The organism is Polaromonas sp. YR568 (assembly GCF_943371715.1).
Lineage (GTDB): Bacteria > Pseudomonadota > Gammaproteobacteria > Burkholderiales > Burkholderiaceae_C > Polaromonas.
The window spans coordinates 1-25768 of the sequence record NZ_CALRVW010000007.1; the positions used below are offsets into that span (position 1 = coordinate 1).

Annotated in this window: 27 protein-coding genes; 14 read left to right on the forward strand and 13 right to left on the reverse strand. The window is 65.6% G+C overall.

The window, feature by feature from the left end; all coding sequences use genetic code 11:
* Window positions 1-724: acetyl-CoA C-acyltransferase (locus AAG813_RS07010; protein WP_341913270.1), on the forward strand; the 724-nt coding region annotated here is incomplete at its 5' end.
* On the forward strand, window positions 724-2883 hold the full coding sequence (locus AAG813_RS07015; protein WP_341913272.1) for a 3-hydroxyacyl-CoA dehydrogenase NAD-binding domain-containing protein: 2160 nt from the start codon (window positions 724-726) through the stop codon (window positions 2881-2883). The genes AAG813_RS07010 and AAG813_RS07015, both read left to right, overlap by 1 nt.
* 3 nt (window positions 2884-2886) lie before the next feature.
* Here AAG813_RS07015 and AAG813_RS07020 read toward each other — a convergent pair whose 3' ends face one another.
* From AAG813_RS07020 to AAG813_RS07040, 5 genes are read right to left on the reverse strand one after another with little or no spacing between them, the layout of a single operon-like run.
* Entirely contained in the window at window positions 2887-4365 is a 1479-nt protein-coding gene (locus tag AAG813_RS07020; protein ID WP_341913274.1) for an AMP-binding protein, read from the reverse strand.
* Window positions 4366-4380: 15 nt separating this feature from the next.
* A complete protein-coding gene (locus AAG813_RS07025; RefSeq protein ID WP_341913276.1) occupies window positions 4381-5667 on the reverse strand; it encodes an acyl-CoA dehydrogenase family protein in 1287 nt (428 codons plus the stop codon).
* A 21-nt stretch (window positions 5668-5688) separates the two neighbouring features.
* Complete coding sequence (locus AAG813_RS07030) at window positions 5689-6471, reverse strand: alpha/beta fold hydrolase (protein WP_341913279.1); 783 nt, start codon at window positions 6469-6471, stop codon at window positions 5689-5691.
* A gap of 3 nt (window positions 6472-6474) precedes the next feature.
* The gene (locus AAG813_RS07035) at window positions 6475-7521 is read right to left on the reverse strand and encodes a peptidase M29 (RefSeq protein WP_341913281.1); all 1047 of its coding nucleotides are present in this window, start codon (window positions 7519-7521) and stop codon (window positions 6475-6477) included.
* Window positions 7522-7540: 19 nt separating this feature from the next.
* Window positions 7541-8074, reverse strand: coding sequence for a flavin reductase family protein (locus AAG813_RS07040; protein WP_341913283.1), 534 nt, complete (start codon window positions 8072-8074; stop codon window positions 7541-7543).
* Between the two features lie 74 nt (window positions 8075-8148).
* Here AAG813_RS07040 and AAG813_RS07045 point away from each other — a divergent pair, with 74 nt between their 5' ends.
* From AAG813_RS07045 to AAG813_RS07065, 5 genes are all read left to right on the forward strand, one after another.
* Window positions 8149-8619 (forward strand): MarR family transcriptional regulator, encoded by a 471-nt coding sequence (locus AAG813_RS07045; RefSeq protein WP_341913285.1) that lies wholly within the window; start codon window positions 8149-8151, stop codon window positions 8617-8619.
* A 63-nt stretch (window positions 8620-8682) separates the two neighbouring features.
* Window positions 8683-9633: a bifunctional helix-turn-helix transcriptional regulator/GNAT family N-acetyltransferase gene (locus AAG813_RS07050; RefSeq protein WP_341913549.1), complete on the forward strand. Its 951-nt coding sequence runs from the start codon at window positions 8683-8685 to the stop codon at window positions 9631-9633.
* Between the two features lie 16 nt (window positions 9634-9649).
* The gene (locus tag AAG813_RS07055) at window positions 9650-10567 is read left to right on the forward strand and encodes a DMT family transporter (RefSeq protein WP_341913287.1); all 918 of its coding nucleotides are present in this window, start codon (window positions 9650-9652) and stop codon (window positions 10565-10567) included.
* A 7-nt stretch (window positions 10568-10574) separates the two neighbouring features.
* On the forward strand, window positions 10575-11159 hold the full coding sequence (locus AAG813_RS07060) for a chromate transporter (RefSeq protein WP_341913289.1): 585 nt from the start codon (window positions 10575-10577) through the stop codon (window positions 11157-11159).
* Window positions 11156-11728 (forward strand): chromate transporter, encoded by a 573-nt coding sequence (locus tag AAG813_RS07065; RefSeq protein WP_341913291.1) that lies wholly within the window; start codon window positions 11156-11158, stop codon window positions 11726-11728. Before AAG813_RS07060 ends, AAG813_RS07065 begins: the two co-directional genes overlap by 4 nt.
* Window positions 11729-11747: 19 nt before the next feature.
* Here AAG813_RS07065 and AAG813_RS07070 read toward each other — a convergent pair whose 3' ends face one another.
* Complete coding sequence (locus AAG813_RS07070; protein ID WP_341913293.1) at window positions 11748-12560, reverse strand: helix-turn-helix transcriptional regulator; 813 nt, start codon at window positions 12558-12560, stop codon at window positions 11748-11750.
* Window positions 12561-12650: 90 nt separating this feature from the next.
* On the opposite strand from AAG813_RS07070, the gene AAG813_RS07075 reads away from it, so the two are divergent.
* Together AAG813_RS07075 and AAG813_RS07080 are read left to right on the forward strand one after the other, a co-directional pair.
* A complete protein-coding gene (locus tag AAG813_RS07075) occupies window positions 12651-13130 on the forward strand; it encodes a DUF3237 domain-containing protein (protein ID WP_341913296.1) in 480 nt (159 codons plus the stop codon).
* A gap of 46 nt (window positions 13131-13176) precedes the next feature.
* Window positions 13177-14175 carry a tripartite tricarboxylate transporter substrate binding protein gene (locus AAG813_RS07080; protein ID WP_341913298.1) on the forward strand — a complete coding sequence of 333 codons (999 nt, stop codon included), beginning with the start codon at window positions 13177-13179 and terminating at the stop codon, window positions 14173-14175.
* A gap of 40 nt (window positions 14176-14215) precedes the next feature.
* Here the strand turns inward: AAG813_RS07080 and rlmB are convergent, their stop codons facing one another.
* Window positions 14216-14968 (reverse strand): 23S rRNA (guanosine(2251)-2'-O)-methyltransferase RlmB, encoded by a 753-nt coding sequence (rlmB, locus tag AAG813_RS07085; protein WP_341913300.1) that lies wholly within the window; start codon window positions 14966-14968, stop codon window positions 14216-14218.
* Window positions 14969-15090: 122 nt separating this feature from the next.
* On the opposite strand from rlmB, the gene AAG813_RS07090 reads away from it, so the two are divergent.
* Complete coding sequence (locus AAG813_RS07090) at window positions 15091-15969, forward strand: DUF3365 domain-containing protein (RefSeq protein ID WP_341913303.1); 879 nt, start codon at window positions 15091-15093, stop codon at window positions 15967-15969.
* 2 nt (window positions 15970-15971) lie between these two features.
* Entirely contained in the window at window positions 15972-18077 is a 2106-nt protein-coding gene (locus tag AAG813_RS07095) for a protein kinase (protein WP_341913305.1), read from the forward strand.
* 75 nt (window positions 18078-18152) lie between these two features.
* Here AAG813_RS07095 and AAG813_RS07100 read toward each other — a convergent pair whose 3' ends face one another.
* Complete coding sequence (locus AAG813_RS07100; RefSeq protein WP_341913307.1) at window positions 18153-18890, reverse strand: ABC transporter ATP-binding protein; 738 nt, start codon at window positions 18888-18890, stop codon at window positions 18153-18155.
* A gap of 79 nt (window positions 18891-18969) precedes the next feature.
* Between AAG813_RS07100 and AAG813_RS07105 the strand changes: the two genes are divergently transcribed.
* Complete coding sequence (locus AAG813_RS07105; protein ID WP_341913551.1) at window positions 18970-19602, forward strand: arylesterase; 633 nt, start codon at window positions 18970-18972, stop codon at window positions 19600-19602.
* Window positions 19599-20654 carry a tRNA 2-selenouridine(34) synthase MnmH gene (gene mnmH, locus AAG813_RS07110; RefSeq protein WP_341913309.1) on the forward strand — a complete coding sequence of 352 codons (1056 nt, stop codon included), beginning with the start codon at window positions 19599-19601 and terminating at the stop codon, window positions 20652-20654. Before AAG813_RS07105 ends, mnmH begins: the two co-directional genes overlap by 4 nt.
* Window positions 20655-20807: 153 nt before the next feature.
* Here the strand turns inward: mnmH and AAG813_RS07115 are convergent, their stop codons facing one another.
* From AAG813_RS07115 to AAG813_RS07125, 3 genes are all read right to left on the reverse strand, one after another.
* Window positions 20808-20981: a hypothetical protein gene (locus AAG813_RS07115; RefSeq protein ID WP_341913311.1), complete on the reverse strand. Its 174-nt coding sequence runs from the start codon at window positions 20979-20981 to the stop codon at window positions 20808-20810.
* A 25-nt stretch (window positions 20982-21006) separates the two neighbouring features.
* Window positions 21007-22194: a PLP-dependent transferase gene (locus tag AAG813_RS07120; RefSeq protein ID WP_341913313.1), complete on the reverse strand. Its 1188-nt coding sequence runs from the start codon at window positions 22192-22194 to the stop codon at window positions 21007-21009.
* Window positions 22195-22284: 90 nt separating this feature from the next.
* Window positions 22285-22692, reverse strand: a complete 408-nt coding sequence (locus AAG813_RS07125; RefSeq protein WP_341913315.1) for a nuclear transport factor 2 family protein — start codon at window positions 22690-22692, stop codon at window positions 22285-22287.
* A gap of 132 nt (window positions 22693-22824) precedes the next feature.
* Here AAG813_RS07125 and AAG813_RS07130 point away from each other — a divergent pair, with 132 nt between their 5' ends.
* Window positions 22825-23724, forward strand: a complete 900-nt coding sequence (locus AAG813_RS07130) for a LysR family transcriptional regulator (protein WP_341913318.1) — start codon at window positions 22825-22827, stop codon at window positions 23722-23724.
* 86 nt (window positions 23725-23810) lie between these two features.
* Here AAG813_RS07130 and AAG813_RS07135 read toward each other — a convergent pair whose 3' ends face one another.
* The gene (locus tag AAG813_RS07135; RefSeq protein WP_096662533.1) at window positions 23811-24335 is read right to left on the reverse strand and encodes a phosphoribosyltransferase; all 525 of its coding nucleotides are present in this window, start codon (window positions 24333-24335) and stop codon (window positions 23811-23813) included.
* 85 nt (window positions 24336-24420) lie between these two features.
* Complete coding sequence (locus tag AAG813_RS07140) at window positions 24421-25749, reverse strand: adenylosuccinate synthase (protein WP_341913554.1); 1329 nt, start codon at window positions 25747-25749, stop codon at window positions 24421-24423.
* Between the last annotated feature and the right edge of the window lie 19 nt (window positions 25750-25768).

Sequence of the window (25768 nt, forward strand, 5' to 3'; positions counted from 1 at the left end):
CAGCCGCGCCGATGTCGACGCTTTTGCACTGGAAAGCCAGAAACGCGCAACCCAGGCCCGCGCGGCGGGCCATTTCGACCGCTCGGTCGTGCCGGTGAAAGACTTCCTGGACCAGACCATCCTCGCGCAGGACGAGTTCATCAAGCCGCACACCACGCTGGAAGGCTTGGCCTCGCTGCGGCCCGCGTTTGAACAGATGGGCGGCATGGGTTTTGACCAGGTCGCCCTGACGCGTTACCCGCAGGTCGAGCGCATCCACCATGTGCATCATGCCGGCAACTCCTCGGGCATCGTCGATGGCGCGGCCGCGGTGCTGGTCGGCTCCGAAGCCGCCGGAAAAATCCATGGCCTGACGCCACGCGCCCGCATCGTCGCGGCCGCGCTCAGCGGTGCCGACCCGACCATCATGCTGACCGGTCCCATGCCCGCGGCACGCAAGGCGCTGGCCAAGGCGGGCTTGACCATCGACCAGATCGACCTGTTCGAGGTCAATGAGGCTTTTGCTGCGGTGGTGATGCGTTTCATGAAAGAGATGAAGGTGCCGCACGACAAGGTCAACGTCAATGGCGGCGCGATCGCCATGGGCCACCCGCTGGGCGCCACTGGCGCGATGATTCTGGGCACCCTGATTGACGAGCTGCACCGGCGCAAGCTGCGTTACGGCCTGGCCACGCTGTGTGTGGGCGGCGGCATGGGCATTGCAACGATTGTGGAAAGAATCTGATGAAAACCATCCAATACGAACTGGCCGACGGCATTGCCACCCTCACCTTCGACGAGGAAGGCTCACCGGTCAACACCATGTGCGCCCAGTGGCAGAAAGACCTGACCGAAGCCACCGCGCAGGTCGTGAAAGACAAGGAAGCGATTCGCGGCATCGTGCTGGCGTCGAACAAAAGTACTTTTTTTGCCGGTGCAGACCTCAAGGCCACGATGCGGCTGCAGGCCGCGGACGCGCCCCAGGTGTTCAAGGAGATTGAGCAGACCAAGAAGAACTTCCGCACGCTGGAAACCCTGGGCAAACCGGTGGTCAGCTGCCTCAACGGCACGGCGCTCGGCGGTGGCTGGGAAGTGGCGCTGGTCGGCCACTACCGCATCGCGGTCGATGACAGGAAGATCCAGTTCGGCCTGCCCGAAATCACGCTGGGACTGATCCCCGGCGCCAGCGGCATCACCAAGATGACGCGGCTGCTGGGCCTGATGGGCGCGCAGCCCTATATTCTGGAAAGCAAGCTGTTCAACCCGCATGAAGCGCTGGAGCTGGGCTTGGTGCATGAGCTGGTGCCGGATGCCGCCGCGCTGCGCCCTGCGGCCCTGGCCTGGATCGCGACGCATGATGGCGCCGCCGCTCCGGCGCACCACCCCTGGGACGACAAAAACTACAAGATGCCTGGCGGCACGCCGGCCAACCCCAAGATCGCCGGCATGCTGGCCGTGGCGCCGGCCGTGCTCAAGCAGAAAACCCGCGGCCTGTACCCGGCGCCTGAATATGCGCTGGCCGCCATCGTCGAGGGCGCGCAGGTCGATTTCGACACCGCGCTGCGCATCGAATCGCGTTACCTAGCCAGGCTGATCGTCAGTCCGGTGGCCAAGAACATGATCAACACCTTCTTCTTCAACATGAACGCGATCAAGTCGGGCCGCTCGCGTCCGAAAGATGTCCCGCGTTACAAGCCGCAGAAGGTCGGCCTGCTCGGCGCCGGCATGATGGGCGCAGGCATTGCCTACGTCCAGGCCAGCCGCGGCATCGCTACCGTGCTCAGGGATGTGAGCCAGGACAAGGCCGATGCCGGCAAGGCCTACAGCACCAAACTGACGCAGGCACGCGTGGACAAGGGCCGTATGAGCGCGCCCGAGCAGGCCGCCCTGCTCGCGCGCATCAGCGCCACCGACAAGGTGGCCGACCTGGCCGGCAGCGAACTCATCATTGAAGCCGTGTTTGAGCGCCGCGACCTCAAAGCCAAGGTCACGCAGGAAGCCGAGCCTTTGCTCGCACCTGGCGGCTTTTTTGCGTCCAACACCTCCACCCTGCCGATCAGCGGGCTGGCCACGGCGAGTGCGCACCCGGACAAGTTCATCGGCATCCACTTCTTCAGCCCGGTCGACAAGATGAAGCTGGTCGAGATCATCCGCGGCAAGCAGACCGACGATGAAACCGTGGCGCGTGCCTTTGACTATGTGCAGGCCTTGGGCAAGATTCCGATCGTGGTCAACGACTCGCGCGGTTTTTACACCAGCCGCACCTTTGGCACCTTTGTGATGGAAGGTGCAGCCATGCTCGGCGAAGGCATTCCGGCAGCGGCGATTGAAAACGCCGGCATCCAGTGCGGCATGCCGGTGGGCCCGCTCGCGGTGCTCGACGAAACCGCGCTGTCACTGAGCGTGCACGTGCTGGACCAGACCCGCGCCGACTATGTGGCCGAAGGCAAGACCTATATCGCCACACCGGGCGAGCTGATCGTCGAGCGCATGGTCAAGGAGTTCGACCGTAACGGCCGGGCCGCGGGCGCCGGTTTTTACGACTACCCCGAGGAAAAAGGCGCGAAGAAAACCTTGTGGCCCGAACTCAAACCCCTGTTTGAAAAGCCCGGCGTGGCTTGGGACATCACCGACCTGAAAGATCGGCTGCTGTACCGCCAGGCCGTGGAGACCGCGCGTTGCCTCAGCGAAAACGTGCTGACCAGCGTGCACGACGCCAACATCGGCTCCATCTTCGGCATCGGCTTTCCCGCCTGGACCGGCGGCGCGATGCAATTCATCTACAGCATGGGCGTGGACGCGTTTGTGCAGCGCGCCGGCGAACTGGCCGCGAAATTCGGCCCGGGCTTTGTGCTCAGCGATGAGGTCCAGGCCACGATCAGAAAACACCAGCCGGTTTATTGAGGTTTATTGTGTGGAAAGGCCGGCCAGCAGGCCGGCTTTCTGCACCTTGCCCAGGGCGGTTTTGGGCAAGGCTTCGCAGAACACGATGCGCTTTGGGTGTTTGAAGCGGGCGAGCCGGCCCTCGAACAGCTGCAGCACCTGCGCAGCGTCGATAACCGCGCCAGGCGCTTTCACCACCACGGCGACCACCACCTCGCCCCAGCGCGCATCGGGCTGGCCCACCACCGCGGCCTCCAGAATCTCCGGACAATCGGCCAGCAGGTTTTCAATCTCTGCCGGGTAGACGTTTTCGCCGCCCGAGATGATCATGTCTTTCGAGCGGCCCACCACTTCATAAAACCCGGCTTCATCACAACGTGCCAGGTCGCCGGTATGAAACCAGCCATCGGCAAAGGCCGGATTGCCGGCGTCGGACCAGTAGGCACACATCACATTGGGTGCAGACACGCAGATTTCGCCGACCTCGCCCGGGGCCACGGTCTTACCCCGCGTGTTGACGAGTTTCACGTCCACATGCAATCCGGCCTGGCCAGCTGCACCGACATGTTGCATCGCATCGGCGCGGCGCAGATAGATGGAGACGGGGCCGGTTTCGGTCGCGCCATAAACCTGGCCGACCGGCACACCGCGTGCATGGATGGCCGCGATCATTGATGCCGGAATCGTGGAAGAGCCCGCGGCTAAAAACCTCAAGGAAGAAAGATCGGTCGAAGCAAAATCGGCATGGTCCAGCACCGCGCGCAAGGTGGCAGGCACCATCAATGACAGCGTGGGCCGTCGCCCGGCCACATCGGCCAGCCAGGCTGCCGCTTCAAAACGCGCATGCAGGGTCACGGTGGCGCCGGCATGCAGGGCCGGCAGGGTCTGGATGCACAGGCCACCGACATGAAACATCGGCAACACGCTCAGCACATGGTCTTCCTGCCGGAGCTCATGTGCATGCGCGGAAATCACGCAGTTCCAGATCAGGCCGGACTGCGTATGCAAGGCGCCCTTGGGCCGGCCGGTGGTGCCCGAGGTGTAGACCAGCAGCACCGGCGAGGCGTACTCCCCTGCAAGGACGCCAGTGCCGTTACCGCCAACAGCATCCGCGGCCAGCCCGGCGGCAGGCAGCAGGCGGCATCCCTGGGCCGCGGCCAGCGCGGCAGCCGCACTGGCGTGGGCGCTGTCGCTGACCAGCAGGCTCACACCCGCATGGCCAAGAATGGCCACCTGTTCGGGTGCGGCCAAGCGGTAATTGAGTGGCAGCAGAATTGCCCCGACACGAGAAAGCGCAAACAGCAGCACCAGCAGGGCTGGATCGTTGAAACCCAGCCAGGCCACCCGGTCGCCCGGACGCACACCGGCCGCCAGCAGCGCGTGCGTCGCAGACTCGATGCGCTGCCACAAGGCGGGATAACTGATGTCTTCCCCGGCCGCGTGGATGGCCACCTGCTGCGGCGAGAACTGCGCGTGCCGCTCGATGATCTGCGCGAGATTCATTCCGATCCCGGCGGCTTACAGCACAGCCTGTTCGTCCTGTTCACCGGCCTCGTACAGGCATTCGCGCCCGAGCCGGTCGATACAGAGCTCCGCGGTCCAGGGCAGCATCAGCGAGCCACAACGCGAATCGCGGTACATGCGCTCCAGCGGCAGGGTCTTGAGCATGGACTGGCCACCGCAGGTGCGCACTGCCAACCGACAGATTTCGTTGGCGTTTTCCATGATGGTGTAGTGTGCGGCGTACAGCCCGAGTCGGATTTCCTTGGAAGGATCGACGCGGGCAGCGCGTGCATTCTGCAGAAAGATGGCGCGCGTCTGCTCCAGCCGGACTTTCATTTCCGCGACCGCGATCTGTTTGGTCGGGTACATGCGGCGCTTGACCGGCGGCGTGCCGGGCACCTCGCCACGCAAATACTGCACCGTGAAGTCGTAGGCCGCCTGGCAAATACCCATGTAGGTCGGCGACAGGGTCGCAAACATGTGCGGCCAGCGCAGCGCCGCCTGGGCGTACAGGCCCTCGGGAATCAGGCGCTCCACTTCAGGCACAAACACGTCCTGGAACACCAGCGTGCGCGACACCGTGCCGCGCATGCCCAACGGGTCCCAGTCGCCGGTCACGCTGACACCGTCCGAGTTTTTGTCAACCGCCAGGTAGAGCGAATCGCGCTGCGTGGCACCGGGCTTGTCCAGCGTGCACAAAATGCCGTAGTAGTCAGCCGCGCCGGCCAGCGAGGCGAAAATTTTCTTGCCATTGACGATGTAGCCCCCTTCGACCTTTCGGGCCAGGGTGCCGAAAGGCGCCTTGCCGGCGGCTGCGGCACCGCCTTCGGAAAACGGCTGCGAGTAGACCTTGCCCTGCTTCACCACACGTTCGTAATGCACCTTGCGGTGGGCTTCGTGGTTGGCGCGCTGCTCGGGCGTCATGTCGAGGTCATCGGCGATGAAGCCGGTCCACATGGTGGAGCTCACATGCATGTTCAGTGTCAGCGCGGTGGCGCCGCAATGTCGGCCGATTTCTGCCGCGGTCATCACATAGGTGGCGAAGTCAGCTCCCCAGCCGCCGTATTCTTCAGGCACACAGATGCTGAGCAGGCCGGCTTCGCGCAGGTCGGCGTAGTTCTCGAAAGGAAACACCGCATCGCGGTCGATCTGCTGCGCGCGCGGCGCGAATTTTTCGCGCCCGAGACGGGCAGCAATGGCCAGCAGTTCGGTCTGCTTGGGCGTGAGTTCGGTGTAGTCGCCGGCAATCGAAGGCGGCTGATAGCGGGCGGCAGGCGGTGGGGAGACAGGCAGTGCAGACATGGGTCGGTTCCTCGGGTCGGGTCAGGGCAAAAAGTGTTGTTTCAGAAATGTCAGGACGGCGTTGTTGAACAGCCCGGGCTGCTCGATGTTGGCGATGTGGCCCACCTGCGGCAGGCAGACATAAGCGGCGCCGGGAATGCGGCTGGCCATTTTTTCCACCACGGCGGGCGGCGCGTTGAGATCGAGTTCGCCGGCCAGGCACAAGGTGGGCACGGCGATGTTGCCCAGCGCAGCCAGCCGATTGAAGGACACGATGGCCGACAGCGCGGCTCGGTAACTTTCTGCGGGGACGCGGGCCATCAGCGCGGCGGCTTCGGCGATGCGCGCCGGCTCGGCGTCGGGCGCGAACATGGTGGGCACCAGCTGGTTGGCGAGGCCTGCCATGCCCAGCCCCTGGTCCAGCGGCGCAAAACGGCTCTGCAAAAACTGCTGCTGCCAGTCACCATCGGCCTTGCCGAAAGCCGGCGAGGTGCTGTAGAGAATCAAACCATGCACCAGCGCGGGATGCAGAGCCACCAGCTCCTGCGCAACCATGCCGCCCATGCTGTGACCGAGCAGCACGTTGCGCCTGGCGCCCACATGCTCGATCAGGGTTTTCAAGGCATCGGCCAGCCGCGCGTTGGTGCAGGGCGACAGGGGCGCTGATGCGCCATAACCCGGCATGTCCCAGGCCACCGTCCGGAAGCCGTGGCTGGCCAACACCGGCTGGTTGTGGGCCCAGGCCTCCTTGCCGCCACCCACGCCGTGCAGCAGGAACACGGCGGTCTCGCCTTCACCTTGTTCGAGAAAGGCCGGCATACCCATGGCTCAGGCCAGCTCGCCGGTCAGTTGCCCGGCGTCCACGATCACCTGACCGTCCAGCGCCACAGTGCAGCCCCGCAACGGCAGATCGAAATGCCCCAGCGTGTGGCGCCCCGCCACCTCGTTGGCGCCGGTCGAATACAGGAAGTTGCCGGCAAAGGCGCGCAGCTCGGTGCCGTTGAAGTCCTTCTTGTCGTACAGAGCCATCGCATCCCAGCGCGCCTTCGGGTTCATGCCCCAGCCCACATGCGAGACGGCGTAGGCTTCGCGGTCGCCCCAGGCGGCCCAGTAGCTGCGCATCAGGTCGGCGTCGACATGCTGGCCGGCAATGTCGGTCACGAAGTCGTTTTCTATCGTCAGCACCACGGCTTGTTCGAGGTAACGCTTGAAGGTCAGGTTGACATCGCCGGGCGCCAGCACCAGGGTGCCGTTCACGCTCCCTTTGGCCGGAAAGGCCAGGCACAAGCCGCCCGGCCAGTGCGAGATGGTGCCGGGCCGGGCCGTGTAACCCCAGCCGCCGCCGGCCTGCGCGCCGACCAGCGAGATGACCAGGTCGGTGCCCGCGGGCGAAGTCACACGCATGGCTTTGGCGCTGCGCAGCAGCTTGATGCCGGCCTTGACCTTGGGCTCCAGCGCGGGATCGGGCAGGCAGCGCTCGAGAATTTCGGGATGTTCGTTGGACACCATCAGCACGCGCGCGCCGCCCTTCAGAATATCGGGCAGTTCGGCCGCATGCAGCAGGCCTTCCACTGTCAGGTCGGCCACAAAGGTGCAGGCGGCCAGCGCCTGCACCACCGGTGCGAGCTGGGCTATGGCATCCGAGGCGCCGGTGGAGCGCACCGGCACCGGCGCGGCCAGCCGGGGCGTGCTCAGCACCAGGTGAAAGGCCCGCGCACCCAGCCTGGCCAGCGCCAGCTCGGCGAGCTGCACATTGACCGGGCGCGACTGCGTCTCGGACAAAATGGCCGCCGTGTCGCCGGCCTTCACGCCGCACAACGCAAAGGTCTCGGCGAAGCAGTCAATCCATTTGGCTTCAATTCGTTCCTGCAGCATGAAAACTCTTTCTTAAAGGCTAAAGGCGTGAGCCGAGCGCGAAATAACCGCCGGCATGAAACAGCAGCGGCGCAGCCTCGGACAGCGTGAAGCGCTCGACTTCGGCAATGAACAAACAATGGTCGCCGGCCACCTGCCGCGACACCGTGCGGCATTCGAACCAGGCACTGGCGCCATGCAGGAGCGGCAGGCCCCAGGCGTTTTCCGCATGCGCCACCCCCTCGAACTTGTCGGCCTGCGGCGAGGCAAAACGGCGCGACACCTCCACCTGGGCTTCGGCCAGCACGTTGACGACAAAACGATCCGCCGCCTCGAAGACCGGCAGGCTGGGTGAACTGCAGCGCAGCGACCAGAGGATCAGCGGCGGCTCCAGCGACAGCGCCGAAAACGAATTGACCGTGAGCCCGACAAAGGCACCGCTCCCGGCGCGGGTGGTCACCACCGTGATGCCGGTGGCGAACTGACCCAGCGCGTTGCGCAGGGCCCGGCTGTCCGGCGCCGCCGCGGGAACAGGGGCATCGGGGCCCGGGGTGGCTTGCAGGGCAATAGTCATTCGTCGCATAATATATGAATATTCATGCAATACGCAAGCGCATCAACCCGGCCTCCCCGTTCGCGAGGCACACCATGAGCCGCTCCCGCAAACCGGCAGCTGCGCCAGCGGCTGAGGGCCGTTTCATCGACGGCTACCTGTCCTACCTGCTCGCGCGGGCCAGCCACACCGTGTACAGCGAATTCCACGCCCAGGTCCAGGCCGCCGGTTTGAGCCAGCTGGAATGGCGGCTGCTGGCCACCTTGTCGGATGGTGACGGCCTGACGATTGGCGAGCTCGCGCGCGAGATCCTGGCCCAGCAACCGACGCTGACCAAACTCGTGCAACGCATGGAGAAAGCCGGCTGGGTGCGGCGCGGCGAAGACCCGGCCGACGCACGCCGCACGCTGGTGTTCGAGACCGAACAGGGCCGCGCCACCGTGGCCGCGCTGCTGGCCCAGGCCAAGACGCACGAAACCTCGCTGCTGCAGGACTTCAGCGAACGTGACGTCACCGCCCTGAAGAAGATCCTGCGCACCCTGATCAGCCGCGGCGACGCAGTCTGACGTCGGCTACCGCACGGCGCCGATTACTTGACTTTGTCAAGTAATTGATAAATCATGGCGGTTATGACACCGCGTCCCGCTGCCACACCCACTTCCGTCTCCGCCGCCCACATCAAGGCGGTCCGCCGCTTCAATCGCTTCTACACGCAGCGCATCGGCGTGCTCGACCCTTACCTGGGCAGCGCGTTTTCACTGACCGAGGTGCGCGTTCTCTACGAGCTGGCGCACCGCGACCAGCCCACCGCCACCGAACTGGGCCGTGAGCTGTCCCTAGACGCCGGTTACCTCAGCCGCATCCTGCGCCGCTTTGAACGTGAGGGCTGGATGGCCCGCACGCCCTCGCCCGCCGATGCCCGGCAAAGCCTGCTGCAGCTCACCGAGGCCGGCTACCAGGTGTTTGCCCCGCTGCAGCAGCGCTCGCGCGACGAGGCGGCCGCGCTGCTGGCGCCGCTGGCCAGGCCGGCGCAGCAGCAACTGACCCAGGCGCTGGCCACCGTGCAGCGCCTGCTGGCGCCGGACGCTTCCCTCGCCCCACAAAACGTCGTGCTGCGCGACCCGCAGGCCGGCGACATGGGATGGGTGGTGCAGCAGCATGGCGAGGTCTATGCCCGCGAATACGGCTGGGACAGCACGTTTGAAGCGCTGGTGGCGGAGATCGTCGCCGGCTACGTGCGCCAGCACCAGCCTGACTGGGAGCGCTGCTGGATCGCCGAGGTTGATGGCGAACGTGTCGGTTCGGCCTTTGTCGTGCGCAAGTCCAAAACCGTGGCGCAGTTGCGCCTGCTGATCCTGACGCCGCAGGCGCGCGGGCTGGGCCTGGGCGCACGCCTGACCGATGAGTGCCTGGCCTTTGCGCGCAGCAAGGGCTACAAAAAAATGGTGCTCTGGACCAACAGTTGCCTGGACAGCGCGCGCGCCCTGTACGCCAGGCGCGGCTTCAAGCTGGTCAAAAGCGAGCCCTACACCGGCTTCGGCAAAGACCTGGTCGGCGAGACTTGGGAACTGCGGCTGTGAACCGCCGGCCGCCCCGGTGAAGCTCAACCTGGCCCTGCTGGCCGCGGCCGCCACCGGCGTGCAGGTCGGCGCCGCCATCGTGGCCTCGCGTTTTGTCGTGGCCGAGGTGCCGCCGCTGACCCTGGCGCTGCTGCGCTACGCGATTGGTTTTGCCTGCCTGCTGCCCTTCTTCTTGAAGTCTTTCATGGCCCCAGCCCTTGATGGGCAAGCGCGAGCAGCTCTTAAAAACATAGCAATTTCAGACTGGCTGGCCATGGCCGCGCTCGGCACCGGCCAGTTTGCGGTGTTGATCGCGCTGCTCAACTACGGCCTGCAGCACATCGGAGCCGCCCAGGCGGCGCTGATTTTCAGCCTGTTCCCGCTGCTGACCCTGCTGCTGTCCAGCGCCCTCGGGCGCGAACGCATTTCGGCCGCGCTGCTGGCCGGTGTACAGCTGTCCATCACCGGCGTGGCCCTGTCGCTCTGGCCCAAACTCCAGGCACCGCATCCGGGCCACTGGTGGGGTGAGGCGGCGGTGCTGGCCAGTGCCGGCGTCGGCGCGCTGTGCAGCGTGTTGTACCGCCCTTACCTGCAGCGCTACCCGACGCTGGCGGTGTCCAGTTTTGCGATGCTGGTGTCGGTGCTGTTTCTCGGCGTGCTGGCGCTGGCCGAGAACTGGCCAACGCGGGTCATGGCGCTCGGCCTGCAGAGCTGGATCGTGGTCGCCCTGATCGGCATCTCCAGCGGCATCGGCTACTTCTGGTGGCTCTACGCCCTCAAACACGAATCGCCGACGCGGGTCACCGTGTTTCTCGCGCTCAACCCGCTGACGGCAGCCCTGCTCGGCGTGCTTTTTCTCGGCGAAGCGCTTTCCCCATGGTCGTTAGCAGCTATATTTTTGATAGCATTCGGTTTGTGGCTGGCAACCCGCGGCGCGGCGTCGGCCCGGCGATAATCAGGCCATGAATGCATCGCCCGGCCCAGAAGAAGTCCCCCGCCCGCAGCCCCAGTCCCTGACCGACCTGTTTGTCTCCTTCACGCTGCTGGCGCTGCAGGGTTTCGGCGGTGTGCTGGCCGTCGTGCAGCGTGAGCTGGTCGAGAAAAAGCGCTGGATGACGCGCGAGGAGTTTGTCGAGGAATGGGCCGTCGCGCAAATCATGCCAGGCCCCAACGTCGTCAACCTCTCGCTGATGATCGGTCATCGCTACTTCGGCCTGCGCGGCGCCATGGTGGCCCTGGCCGGCATGCTGACGGTGCCGCTGCTGGTGGTGCTGCTGCTGGCGCTGGTGTATGCGCAGTTCGCCGGCCACCCCGGCGTGGCCGGCGCGCTGCGCGGCATGGGCGCAGTCGCCGCCGGGCTGATCGCGGCCACCGGCCTCAAACTCATGGGCGCGCTGAAAACCCACCCGCTCGGGCTGCCGGTCTGCATTGCCTTGGCGGTGGCGTGTTTTGCCGCCATCGCCCTGCTGCGCCTGCCGCTGGCCTATGTGCTGCTCGGCCTCGGCGGGCTGGCCTGCACCCTGACCTGGCGCAAGCTCGCACCATGAGCCTGAACCTCCAATGGACCGACTGGCTCGGCATGTTTGTGCATTTCCTGTCGCTGTCGCTGCTGTCGATAGGCGGCGCCATCACCACCGCGCCCGACATGCACCGCTACCTGGTGGACCGGCAGCACTGGCTGACCGACCCGCAGTTCACTGCCTCGGTGGCAATTGCGCAGGCCGCGCCCGGCCCCAACGTGCTGTTTGTCGCGCTGATGGGCTGGCAGGTGGGCCTGAACGCGGGCGGCCCGTTGCTGGGCCTGTTCGGCGTGCTGGTCACCATGCTGGGCATCATGCTGCCCAGCACCACGCTGACCTACCTGGCCGCCAGCTGGGGCCACCGCAACCGCAACCTGCGCTGGGTGCGCGCCTTCAAGCAGGGCATGGCGCCCATCGTGATTGCGCTGCTGATCGCCACCGGCTGGATCCTCGCCAGCGCCAACGTCGCCAGCCTGAAAGACTGGCCGGTGGCGCTGCTGACCGTGGTGACGGCGCTGGTGGTCTGGCGCACCCGCATGCATTTGCTGTGGCTGCTGGGGGCCGGCGCCCTGCTGGGCTGGTTCGGCTGGATCTAAGCGCGGGCGGAACCCACACTCAGTGCAGGTTCGGCGCCTGCAGCACCAACGCAAACAGCTCGTTGCGAAAATGGATGCCCAGCCGCGCAAACGCACGGTTGCGGTAGGTCCTGACCGTCGGCAGGCCGAGGCCCAAGTCTGCGGCCACCCCTTCCTGCGTCATGCCCTGCAGCAGGCGCGCGCAGACATCGAGTTCACGCGCGGTGAGTTGGCCATTGAGCCGTTTCAGCCGCTGCGCCAGCGACGGCACCGAGCCTGCGGCGCCTGAAAGCCCGGGCGCCGGCAACTGCGCCATCGCCAGGTGTTTCTGGGTCAGGGCCAGCAGTGCCGGCGCCAGGCCCTCCAGTGCTGCCACCTGCCCGTCACTGAAGGCACGCTGGTGCACATGCCGGTAGAAATTGATCGCAAACACCGTGTCATCGGTCTGCTGGCGCACGATGGACACCCGCTCGGCCACCCCATGCGCCTCGTACACGCGGGCGCGGTGCTCCGCCGCCACTTCCTGCGCGCTGATGTGGCACAGCAGCGTGGACTCCCGTGCCGGGCCGGCCTGCTCACGCACCAGCGAACGGTCGCTCAGGTAAGGGCCGGACAGGTAGGCGCGCCAGCAGTCGCGCGTGGTGTCGGGAATGCCGTGACTGGCCGACATGAAGATCGCCGGCCGGCAATGCGGGCCGGTGCGGTACACCGACCAGGAGCCGGCGGGAAACAGCGGATACAGGCCGCCCAACAGCTCCTTGTCGAAATGCGGCAGGCCCAGCCGCGTGATCATGCCGGCCAGGGCCTGGCCGGTGTCGGGACCCGGCGCCTGGGTGAGGTTCCACTTTCTCATTGTTTTTCCTGAGGGCACGCCGGTGGCGTGCGAAGGCTGTCATCTTCGCGGATGACAGCACGCCCGGCTCTCGGGGATTACGCTAAACGCATGAACTCATCCGCCGCGCCCCAGCTCGTCCCACAGCTTGTTCACTTTGCCAATCTCTCCGTGCAGGTCGGCCAGCCGCAGGAGGTTGGTCAGACCCTGCGCGGCCTGCGCCGGCTGATTCCCATCCTGGGCGGCGAAGCCACCGGCCATGGCTGGACCGCCCGCGTGCTGCCGGGCGGTGCTGATTTCCAGTTGCTGGTCAGCGACCGGCTTGCCGAACTCGATGCGCGCTACGTGATGGAAACCGACGCCGGCGACATGATTTACGTGCAGAACCGTGCCGTGCGCTCCGGCCCCGCGGACCTGATGGCGCGCCTGGTGCGCGGCGAACCGGTCGATCCGTCGCAGATCTACTTCCGCTGCTCGCCCAGCTTTGAAACCGCGTCTCCCGCGCTGGCCTGGATCACCGAACGCATGTTCGTCGGCAGTGGCGCCCGACACCCGGACCGCGTGGTGATGCAGTTCTACGAGCTTGCCTGAGACCACGCCTTTTTTGCTTTTCATCTTTCCAACCAGGAGACACACCATGACAACCCCGAACCCATCCAAAGCCCGCCGCGCTCTTGCCATCGGTTTGCTCGCCGCCGGACTGCTGCCTTGGGCAGCGGCTCAGGCGCAATCCGCCTTCCCGTCCAGGCCGGTTCGCATCATCGTCGGCTTTCCGGCGGGCACCGGACCGGACATCGTGGCGCGCCTGCTGGCACAGAAGCTGTCGGAAAACTGGGGTGGCATGGGCGTGATCGTCGACAACAAGCCCGGCGCAGGCGGACTGATTGCCGCCTCCGAGGCTGCGCGTGCGACACCGGACGGCTACACGTTGATGCTGGGCGAGACCGGCCAGCTCAGCATCGCGCCCAGCAGCTACAACAAGCTCCCCTACGACCCGGTCAAGGACTTCATTCCGGTCAGCCAGGTGGTCAGCGCGGACTTTGCGCTGCTGGTGAACCCGCAAAAAGTGCCGGCCAAAAACGTCAAGGAGTTTGTGGACTGGACCAAACAGCAGAAAGGCCTGTTCATGGCCACCTTCGGCGCCGGCACGCCGGGGCATTTCGGCGCCTTCATGTTCGGCGAGGCGATCGGCATCAAGCCGGAACCGGTTCACTACAAAAGCACCGGCGACGCCCTGGGCGGTCTCTTCAGCGGAGATGTGCAGGGTGTGTTTGCCAGCGTCGGACTGGCCGCGCCCCAAGTCAAGGCCGGCAAGCTGGCCGCGCTGGGCACGACCGGGCCGGCGCGCGCGGGCCTGCTGCCCGATGTGCCCACCATCAAGGAGCAGGGTTTCAGCACCCTGGAGTTCACGTCCTGGTTCGGCATCGTGGCGCCGGCCAAAACGCCGGCCGACATCGTGGCTCGCCTGAGCGCCGATGTGCAGAAGGCGGTTCGTTCACCCGAAGGCAAACAGAAGATGGAAGATGCCGGCTTTCGCGTCACCGGCACCACCGGGGACGAGTTTGCGCGCATCATCCGCGCCGACACCGTCACCTGGGGCAAGGCCGTCGCCGCCACCGGCTTCAAGGCCGACTGAGGCATGCGCGGGGACGTGCCGGCCGGACCCGCGGTCAGTCTCAGGCCGTGCGCTGGCGCAAGGCCTCGTACAGGCAGACGCCGCTGGCCACAGACACGTTGAGGCTTTCGACGGCGCCGCGCATCGGGATGCGGACCAGCTCGTCGCAGGTCTTGCGTGTCAGCTGGCGCATGCCCTCGCCTTCGGCACCCAGCACCAGGGCCACCGGGCCCTTCAGGTCCACGTCGTAAATGGTTTTTTCCGCATCGTCGCTGGTGCCTATGCACCAGATGTTGCGTTCCTTGAGTTCCCCCAGGGTGCGCGCCAGATTGGTCACCATGAAATAAGGCATGGTTTCGGCGGCGCCGCTGGCCACCTTGGCAACCGTGGCGCTGATGCCGGCCGCATGGTCCTTGGGTGCAATCACCGCGTGCGCGCCGGCCCCGTCGGCCACGCGCAGGCAGGCGCCGAGGTTGTGCGGGTCGGTCACGCCGTCGAGCACCAGCAGCAGCGGCGACTCTTCCCCGGCGGCCTCGAGCTGTTCCAGCAGTTCGTCCAGCGACTTGACCTGCGGTACGGCATCGACCCGCGCCACCACGCCCTGGTGGCCGTGGCTGCCGCACATCTTGGCCAGCCGCAGTCCGTCCGACTCGATCAGCCGGATGCCGGCCTCGCGGGCGCGATCGACAAACTGGCGCATGCGCGCGTCGCGTCGCGACACATCGAAAAACACCTCGAACACGGATTGCGGGGCGGTTTTGATGCGCACGCCGACGGCATGGAAGCCGAACAGAACTTTGGGGGAAGAAGACATCCCTGGATTATCGCTGCACCACCCGCGTCCTGACGGCAGGGGTCGCTGAAGGGATGGGCGGCAGGAGGGTCCGCCTAAAATGGTAACGAGATGTTTTTGGATGTTTTTCGACTGGGGACCTCATGGGTTTACGCCTCAAGTTCAATCTGGTACTGGTGATCGTCTTTCTGGCCGGCTTTGCGGCCACCGGCCTGGTCTCGCGCCAGCTGCTGCAGGACAACGCACGTGAGGAGGTCTTGCGCAATGCGCGCCTGCTGATGGACACGGCGCTGTCCGTGCGCGCCTACACCGTCGAGCAGGTCAAGCCGCACCTGGACAGGCAGCTCCAGGACGTGTTCCTGCCGCAAAGCGTGCCGGCCTACGCCGCCACCGAAACCCTGGGCCACCTCCAGAAAAAATACCCCGATTACGGCTACAAGGAAGCCACGCTGAACCCGACCAACCCGCGCGACCGCGCCACCGACTGGGAAGCCGACATCGTCCAGCAGTTCCGCCAGAATGCCGAGTCCACGGAGCTGGTGTCGGAACGCACCGGCGGCACCGGCCGCCTCCTGTACATCGCCAAGCCCATCCAGATCACCAACGCGGCCTGCCTGCAGTGCCACAGCGTGCCGGCCGCGGCGCCCGCCAGCATGCTCAGGATCTACGGCGAGGCCAATGGCTTTGGCTGGAAACACAATGAAATCGTGGGCGCCCAGGTGGTGACCGTGCCGATGGACATTCCGGTCCTGAAGGCCGACCGCACCTTCAAGACCTTCATGGCCGCCCTGGCCACCGTGTTTGCCGTGGTGTTTGTCACGCTCAACCTGATGCTCAGCTGGCTGATCGTGCGCCCCATCCGGCGCATGTCGCTGGCGGCCGACAAGGTCAGCACCGGGGACTTCGACGTGCCGGAGTTCTCCGACGCGGGCCGCGACGAAGTCGCGGTTCTCGGAAGCTCCTTCAACCGCATGCGCCGCAGCCTCGAAAAAGCCATGCAGATGATAGAGCGGGGACACTGAACATGGCCCTGGCGCCGGCCTCCGTCACCCCGCCCCACGCGGCGGGCGCGGACACGGCCGCCCTGCCCGAGGGGCACACCGTCTTCGAGTACCGCATCGAAAAAATGCTGGGTGGCGGCGGCTTCGGCATCACCTACCTGGCGCGCGACATCAACCTCGAGCTGCCGGTGGCCATCAAGGAGTATTTTCCGGGCGAGCTGACCTCCCGCGCAGCCGACCTCTCGGTATGTGTGCGTGTGCCCGAGGCCGAGCAGCAGTTCCACCGGGGGCTGGAGCGTTTTCTCGACGAGGCGCGCGCGCTGGCGTCCTTTCGCCACCCCAACATCGCGCGTGTGTTGCGTTATTTCCGGGAAAACGGCACCGCCTACATCGTCATGGAGTACGAGTCGGGCGACCCGCTCAAACGCTGGCTGGCGTGCCAGCCGATGCTGGACCAGGCTGGCCTGCTCCGGGTGATCCATCCGCTGATGGACGGCCTGGAGGCGGTGCACAAGCTGGACTTCCTGCACCGCGACATCAAGCCCGACAACATCTACATCCGCGCCGACGGCACGCCGGTGCTGCTGGACTTCGGTGCCGCGCGCCGCACCACCGGCGGGCGCGACCTGACGAATATCGTGAGCCCGGGTTTTGCCCCCTTCGAGCAGTACCACAGCCAGGGCAACCAGGGGCCGTGGAGCGACCTCTATTCGCTGGGCGCGGTGATGTACTGGATGACCACCGGGCAAAAACCGGTGGAGTCCGCCGCACGCGTGCAGGACGACGCCATGCCCAGGGCGGTGGACATCGGCAATACCGCGGTGTTCGGCGAAGCGCTGCTGCGCGCCATCGACTGGGCGCTGAGCCCGCAGGAGGACCGCCGGCCGCAGAACGTCGCGCAATTTCGGGCTGCGCTGGACGAAGTCGCCCCGCGACCCGCCGGCCTGGCACCCGCGGCCGGCCACACGCCCGCGGTCCCCGGCGCGGGGCCGCAGCATCAGACCCCAGCCCAGGCGGCCGGCGCGCTGCGCCGGAACATGCTGGGCACCGTGATGTTCCTGAATCTGGTGGCCTCTCCGAAACATCCGGTGGACCAGCAAAGGGCACTCAGGGAGCGCTTCAACGAACTGGTCGGCAAGGCGCTCAAGGGCGTGGCCGAATCCTCGCGCATCGTGATGGACACCGGCGACGGCGTCGCCATCTGTTTTCTCGGCGACCCCGAGGAGGCGCTGCAATCGGCGCTGCTGCTGCGCGGGCTGCTGCTGCAGAAGTACGGCCAGATGCTCGCGGTACGCATCGGGCTGCATCTGGGGCCGGTGCGCATGGTGCAGGACGCCCACCAGCGTGTCAGCGTGGTCGGCGACGGCATCAACGTGGCCCAGCGCATCATGGACTTTGCCCAGCCCAACCAGATCGTGGTCTCGCGCGCCTACCACGACGTCATTTCGCGCATCATGGACAACGCTGCCGGCATGTTCAGCGCCATGGGTCCGCACCTGGACAAACACCTGCGTTCACACGAGATCCATGCGGTGCTGGAACGGCCGTCCCGGCCCGCGCCTGTCGCGCCAGCGAGCAGCGGGTTTGAAAACACCGCCTCGTTCGCGGCGCTGGCCACCCTGACGCCCGAGGCAGTGGCCGAGATCGAGGCCGAACTCGCCAGAAGCATCGGGCCGCTGGCCAAAGTCCTCGTCAGCAAAGCCGTGGCACGCACCGTCAGTGCCCAGGGCCTGCGCGACCTGCTGGCGGTGTCGATTCCCGATCCAGCGGCGCGGCAGCTGTTCACACAGCCCAAAAGCCACAAGACCCAGCCCGTGCCCCATCCGGCCAGCCGGCCAGACCGGTCCGGCACCCTCCACCCCGTCAGCCGGCCGCGCGCAGATCACAGTCTGCCCGTGAGTTCACGCAGCGGTCCGGTATCGGCCCTCTCCTCCCCCTGCTTCAGCGACGCGCAGCTCGCGCAACTGGAGCGGGCATTGAGCCAGTTCATCGGCCCGCTGGCGAAAATGATTGTGAAGAAGGAAGTGGCGCGGCATACCGCGCTGGAGACGCTGTTGCAGGCCTTGGCGGTCGAAATTGACCGGCCGGCCGACCGCGCCAGCTTTCTGGCGGCGATGCAAAAGCTCTAGATCCGCCCGCCTGAACTGCTACTTTATCTATAGCACTTGACGCACGTCAAACAAAGGCTGCGGGCCGTTTTCACCCTAAGTCGCAACAACCTGGCCGGCCTCGATCGTGATGCGCCGTTCGCAGCGTGCAGCGATGGCGGGGTCGTGGGTCACGAGCACCAGCGTGGTGCCCAGTTCCTGGTTGAGTTCGAACATCAGAGCCATGACTTTTTCGCCAGTGGCAAAGTCCAGGCTGCCGGTGGGCTCGTCGGCCAGCAGCACCGCCGGTTGCACCACAAAGGCCCGGGCCAGCGCCACGCGCTGCTGCTCGCCACCCGACAGCACCTTGGGGTAGTGGCCCAGGCGTTCACCGAGGCCGACACGTTTGAGCATCTCGGTGGCCTGCGCTCGCGCATTCTTCGCGCCCGACAGTTCCAGCGGCAGCATGACGTTTTCCAGCGCGTTGAGGTTGCCCATCAGCTGGAAACTCTGGAACACAAAACCGACCTTCTGGGCCCGCAGCGCCGCGCGGTCGTCTTCACTGAGCGCAAACAGGTCCTGGCCGGCGAACCGCACCGTGCCTTGGGTGGGCGTGTCCAGCCCGGCGATGATGGACAGCAGCGTGCTTTTGCCGGAACCGGAAGCACCGACAATGGCGGCAGTCTCCCTGGCCGCAAGTGCGAAATCAATATCGCGCAAAATGGTCAGCGTACCCGTCGAGTCGCTCACGCTCTTGAAAACATGCTCGACGGAAATAATTGAAGAGGAACGGTTTCCCGCCCCTGCCGCCAAGGTGGACGGCGCAGAAGAAACTGAAACAACGGGTTCAAACATGCCAGCCTTGTCGGATATTTTCGGAATCAATCGCCCTGACTTTACCAAGCCCGGGCGGCGCGCGGGTCTGCTCGGCCTGATGCTCTGCACTTTCATGCTGGTATTGCCGCCGAACGGGCGGGCCCAGGCCGTGGCGCAGGCGGCTCCGGGCGCCGGCCCGACGATTCTGGTGGTCGGCGATTCGCTGAGCGCCGAATACGGCCTCAAACGCGGCAGCGGCTGGGTCAAGCTGATGGAGCAGCGTCTGGCCAGCGAAAAAATCCCGGCCCGGGTGGTCAACGCCAGCATCAGCGGTGACACCACCTCGGGTGGGCGCTCGCGCCTGCCGGCCCTGCTGAGCCAGCACAAGCCCGGCGTGGTCATCATCGAGCTGGGCGGCAACGACGCCCTGCGCGGCCTGCCGCTGGACATGACCGAAGGCAACCTGCGCACCATGACGCAGGCGGCGCAAAAGGCCGGCGCCAAAGTATTGCTCGTGGGCATGCAGGTGCCACCCAACTACGGCAGCGACTATGCGGCCAAATTTTCCGGCCTGTTTGCCAAGGTCGCGAAGGACCGCAAGGCGGCGCTGGTGCCTTTCCTGCTCAAGGGTGTGGGCGACACCGACGATGCCACCCGGCTGTTCCAGGCCGACCGCATTCACCCCAATGAGCAGGCGCATCCGCTGATGCTGGCCAATGTCTGGCCGGAACTGAGAAAACTCCTCAAGTGAGCGTCGACCGCATCACGGCGCAGGAGGCGCTGGTCCGCCTTGCCGACTTTTCGACCATCATCGACGCCCGCAGCGAAGGCGAATACGCCGAAGACCACCTGCCCGGCGCCGTCAACTGGCCCAGCCTGAACGACGAGGAACGAAAAATCGTCGGCACGCGTTACAAGCAGATCAGCCAGTTCGAGGCCAAAAAGCTCGGCGCCGCGCTGGTCGCCAACAACATTGCGACCCACATCCAGCGCGAGGTGCTGGACAAGCCGCGCGAATGGCAACCACTGATCTACTGCTGGCGCGGCGGCAAGCGCAGCGGCTCGCTGGCGCTGATCCTGGACCAGATCGGATTCAAGGTGACCCTGGTGGACGGCGGCTACAAGGCCTTCCGGGCCGCGCTGGTCGCCGACCTGCCGCAACTCGCCGCCCGCCACAGTTTTCAGGTGGTGTGCGGCACCACCGGCAGCGGCAAGACCCGGCTGCTGCAGGCCCTGCAGGCCCAGGGCGCGCAGGTGCTGGACCTGGAGGCGCTGGCCAACCACCGCAGCTCGGTGCTGGGCCTGATCCCCGGCGTGCCACAGCCCAGCCAGAAGGCGTTTGACAGCCTGATCTGGGCCGCGCTGCGCAGCTTCGATCCGGCCCGCCCGGTCTACATCGAGAGCGAAAGCAAGAAGGTCGGTAATGTGGCCGTGCCCGAAGGCCTGATCGCCGCCATGCGCGCCGCCCTCTGCCTGCAGCTGGACCTGGCCGAAGACGAACGCGTCGCGTTGCTGCTCGAGGACTATGATTTTTTCGTCAAGGACATCGCGTTTTTCTGCGAACGCCTGGGCGCGCTGACCGAGGCCCGCGGCAAGGAGACTGTGCAGGACTGGCAGGCGCGTGCGCGCAGCGGCGACGTGGCGTCCGTGGTGCGCGAGCTGCTGGTCCGGCACTACGACCCGGTGTACCTGCAGTCGATGCGGCGCAACTTCAGCCACTACGAAACGGCCCGGGTCCTCGCGCCTCGCGACCACACGGCGGCGGCGATGGCCGAGCTCGCGGCCCGCATGCTGGCCGGCTGAAACGCAGGCGCCAACAAACAGGCCCCGGAAGAACAGCTGCCTGTTCCTGCGGGGCCTGGTGGCCGCATCAGCTATCAAAAAGAGAGCTGTTTGCGCCGGTGGATCAAGGGCTGGTGCCCGATTTGATTCAAATTTTCAGCGGTGTCCGCTAGCTCAGGGGGCGGGACTGGCCGGAGGGGGCGTGCCGCCGCCGTCTTCGCCTTCGGGCGTGTCGTCATCGGGCAGGTCCGGCTTGCCTTCGGCCTTGCGTTTGAGCTTTTCTTCTTTCTTCTTCTTTTTGGCCAGCTCTTTCTGACGTTTTTCGTAGGAATAATTGGGAGTTGCCACAGCGTGCTTTCTTCAGGAATATGTCCTAACTGTACTGCATCGCCGCCAGCGCGTTCGCCAGGTCGGCCTGCAGGTCGGCCACTGCCTCCAGCCCGATCGAAAACCGCACCAGGCCGCCCTGGAAGGGCCAGGGTGTGGTCCGTATCGCCGGCACGTCATAAGGCGCGCACAGGCTCATCGGGCCGGCCCAGCTGTAGCCGAGCCTGAACAGCTGCAGGCTGTCGCAGAAGCGGTCCACCTCGGCTTGCGGGTAGCCGGCCTTGAACACGATGCTCAGCAGGCAGGCCGCCGCGCTGCAGTCGCGTTGCCAGGTCGCATGGCCGGGCGAGCCGGCCAGCGCCGGGTGCAGCACGGCCTCGATCTGCGGCTGCTGCTGCAGCCAGGCCGCCAGCGTGCGCGTGGCGCTGTCCTGCGCGGCATAACGCAGGGCCATGCTGCCCAGCCCGCGCAGCACCAGTTCGGCGTCGTTGCCGGCCACGCCGTAACCGACGCGCATATGGCAGAAATGCACCAGGTGGTGCAGCGCCTCATTGCGTGTGACGACCGAGCCCATCAGCACGTCGGCGCCGCCGCTGGGGTATTTGGTCAGGGCCTGCACGGAGATGTCGGCGCCCAGCGTGAAGGCATTGAAGGCGATGCCCGCACCCCAGGTGTTGTCCAGTGCGGTGACGATGCCTTGCGGATGCACGTCGCCGTGCGCCTTGACCACCGCCACCAGCGCCGGCAGGTCGGGAAACTCCAGCGTGATCGAGCCCGGCGCCTCGAGCCAGACCAGGCGCGTCTGGACGCTCAGTTTGGCGGCCAAGTCGGCGGGCTGCATCGGATCGTAATAACGGAAACGGACGCCCCAGCCGGCGAGCTCATGCTGCGCAAAGGTCTTGTTGGGTCCGTAGGCGTTGTCGGGAATCAGCACCTCGTCGCCGGCCCTGAGCAGCGCCATGTCGACCAGCGCCACCGCCGCCAGCCCGCTGGGCACCAGGGTGCAGAACTGCCCGCCTTCCAGCGTGGCGATGCGTTCCTCGAGCGTGAAGGTGGTCGGCGTGCCGTGCAGGCCATAGGTGTAGCCGGTCTTGTGTTTCCAGTCGCGCTGGCGCAAGGCCGCGACCGTCGGAAAGATGACCGTCGAGGCCTTCTGGATGGCCGGGTTGACAGCCTCGAAGCCGGCGGGCGGCTTGTAGGAATGGTGGATCAGCTGGGTGGACATGTCGGTCATGCGCCCATGTTAACGGCTGGTGATTTCGTCCGGGAGCAACAGGGCATGGCGACGCTCGTGGACACATCTCCCCTGGAGTCGCCATACCGTTCAGCGGCGCGCGGCGTTCGAGGTGGCGAAACTGTCTTCCAGCATCAGGAAGGTCGCAATCCTGCCACCCGAAAACGTGAGGACGATGGCGAAGGGGCTGTCGATCAGCCTGGTCGTCGCGGTGATCCGGCTGCGAAGATGGCCGAGGATGATCGCGCGCTGCTCGCTCGCGAGCACCTCATGGATCTCGAGGCTCTCGCGCTGGATCATGTTCTGCGTGTCACGGACGAAGTCGGCAATCGCCGAACTGCCGGTCTTGTGGCCGATCCAGGGCAGCGCGCCACTGTCGCCCGGAATGTTCCAGTCGAGATCGGGTACGCACAGCGCGGCGATCTCTTCGGCGCTGGCACCGGTACCGAGCTTGTGGAGGAACTGTTCTGTGAGGTGAAGATTGGTTTGTGAGGTCATGATGTTCCAAGTGAAGGGTGTACTGAATCGTTGATCGATACCTGAAGTTTACGGACAAGCTTTTTGGAGATAAAGACGGTCAAATGAAGAACTTTATCCACATAGGTAGATAATCCAGGCACAGGAACCCGCATGGATCATCTGCAAGCCATCCGCATTTTTGCCCGCGTCGTCGAAACCGGGAGCTTTACGCAGGCCTCCCAGTCGCTCAATGTACCGAACGCGACGGTGAGCAAGTGGATCAGAGGACTGGAGACGCGCCTGGGCGTGAAACTGCTGGAGCGCACCACGCGCAGCGTCACCGTGACGACCGATGGCGCGGCCTACTACGAGCGCACCCGGCACCTGGTGAGCGAACTCGACGACATCGAGGCGACGCTCGGCCGCGCGCACGCCAGTCCACGCGGCGCGCTACGCATTGACACCGGGGCCGCGGTAGCCAGCGGCATCCTCATTCCGGCACTGCCCGGTTTCCGGGCCCGCTATCCCGACATCCAGCTAAGCCTCAGTGTCACGGATCGCACGGCCGATCTCATCGCTGGGAACATCGACTGCGCAATCCGCAACACTGCCGACGATCCCGACCTGATCTCCCGGCGGATTGGCACTCTCGGCTGGACGACGTGCGCAAGCCCGGCATGGCTGGCGCGGAACGGCGCACCCCTGCACCCGAATGACATCGTCGAGCGGAAGCTGCCGGTAGCGGGCTATTTCTCCGCAAGCACCGGCTTGACACAGCCGCTGCGGTTCCGGCTTGGCCGGGAGAAAATCACGCTCGAGGGCGTGAACCACGACGTGCTGGTCAGCGACAGCAGCGCCCACCTGGCGACCGGTCTGGCCGGTTTGGGCCTGGTGCACACACTCGATTTCATGGTGCGGCCGGCGATTGAGCAGGGCGCGCTTGTGCCTGTCCTCTCGCGCTGGCGGCCCGATCCGGTGCAGGTTTATGCCGCGTACCCGCCAAGCCGGCGCTATAGCACCAAGGTCAGGGTGTTTGTTGACTGGGCCACGACGCTGTTCAGCGCGCTGTGAGTCTCGGCGGCCGGAGATGCAACATCACGGCCTGACGCCCCCTCCGGGGGGCAGAGAGCGACACGCAGTGCGCGAACGTGGGGGGTCTAAATCTTCCATTTCTCCATCAGTTGCGCGGGGCGCAGCGCGTCGTAGCCTTCGAAGGGCTGGTGAATCCACGGATTGGTCGGCAGGAACTCGACCGAGTAGTCCGGCTGGAAGGCGGACACACCCTTGGTCCAGATCACAGCGCTGCGCAGCTCGCTGATCGGCTTGTAGTTGTTGCGCAGCTGGTGAATCACGGCGTTGAGGGTGTGGCCGGTGTCGGCCAGGTCGTCAACCAGCAGCACCTTGCCGGCGATCTCGCCCTTGGGCGTGGTGATGAAACGCGCGATGTCGAGGTTGCCCTGCACCGTGCCGGAGTCGGCGCGGTAGGAGCTGGTGGACATGATGGCCAGCGGCTTGTCGAAAATGCGCGAGAGGATGTCGCCGGGCCGCATGCCGCCGCGCGCCAAGCACAGGATGGTGTCGAACTGCCAGTCGGACTGGTGGATCTTGATCGCCAGTTTTTCAATCAGGTTGTGGTACTCGTCATAACTGACATAAAGGTGCTTGCCGTCTTCGGTCAACATGAAAATGCTCCTGATTCAATAGCTGGTTGCGCCCGCCCCGACTGGGCTGGCGCACGATTTAACTGAAAACGCTGCGGAAAAGCACTCAGGCCACGAAGGGGTGGCGCAACAGGATCGTGTGGTCGCGGTCGGGGCTGGTCGAGATCATGTGGATGGGCACGCCGGTGACCTCTTCAATGCGGTGCAGGTAGCGCTGGGCTGCGGCCGGCAGCTTGTCGTAGTCGGTCACGCCGACGGTGCTTTGCGTCCAGCCCGGCAGGGTTTCGTAAATCGGCTTGCAGCGGGCAATCTCTTCGGCGCCCATGGGCAGGATGTCGGTGAGGTGGCCATCAAGCTCGTAGCCGGTGCACAGCTCGAGTTGCTCGATGCCGTCGAGTACATCGAGCTTGGTGATACACAGGCCGGACAGGCCGTTGACCTGCGCCGAACGTTTGAGCAGGGCCGCGTCAAACCAGCCGCAGCGCCGGCTGCGCCCGGTGGTCACGCCTTTTTCGGCACCGACGGTGCTCATGTGGTAACCCGGCGTGCCAGGTGTTTCCCAATCGAGCTCGGTCGGGAACGGCCCGCCGCCCACCCGGGTGCAGTAAGCCTTGGTGATGCCCAGGATGTAGTGCAGCATGCCCGGGCCGACACCGGCGCCGGCGGCCGCGTTGCCGGCCACGCAGTTGCTGGAGGTGACAAACGGGTAGGTGCCGTGGTCCACGTCGAGCAGCGTGCCCTGCGCGCCTTCGAACAGCAGATTCGCGCCCTCGGCATGCGCGTCGTTGAGTTCGCGCGACACGTCGGCCATCATGGGCTTGAGCAGTTCGGCATGGCGCATGGCTTCGTCATAGACCGGCTGAAACTCGATGGCCGGTGCGTTCAGGTAGCCGGTCAGCACGAAGTTGTGCAGGTCCAGCAGCTCGCGCAGCTTGGCGGCAAAACGCTCGGGGTATTTGAGGTCCTGCACGCGCAGGGCGCGACGGGCGATCTTGTCTTCATAGGCCGGGCCGATGCCGCGGCCGGTGGTGCCGATCTTGACTGTGCCGCCGGTTTCGCGGCGGGTCTCGCGCGCAATGTCGAGAGCCGCGTGGAACGGCAGGATCAGCGGGCAGGCTTCGCTGATGCGCAGGCGCGAACGCACCTCCACACCGGCTTTTTCCAGCCCTTCGATTTCTTCAAACAGCTTGGCCGCCGACAGCACCACGCCGTTGCCGATGTAACACTTGACGCCGGGGCGCATGATGCCGCTGGGGATCAGGTGCAGGGCCGTCTTGATGCCGTTGATGACCAGCGTGTGCCCGGCATTGTGGCCGCCCTGGAAACGCACCACACCCTGCGAGCTTTCGGTCAGCCAGTCGACCAGCTTGCCTTTGCCCTCGTCACCCCACTGGGTACCCACGACCACCACGTTGCGGCCGGCGGTTGCGGCGATTGTCTTTGTCATCTTCAGT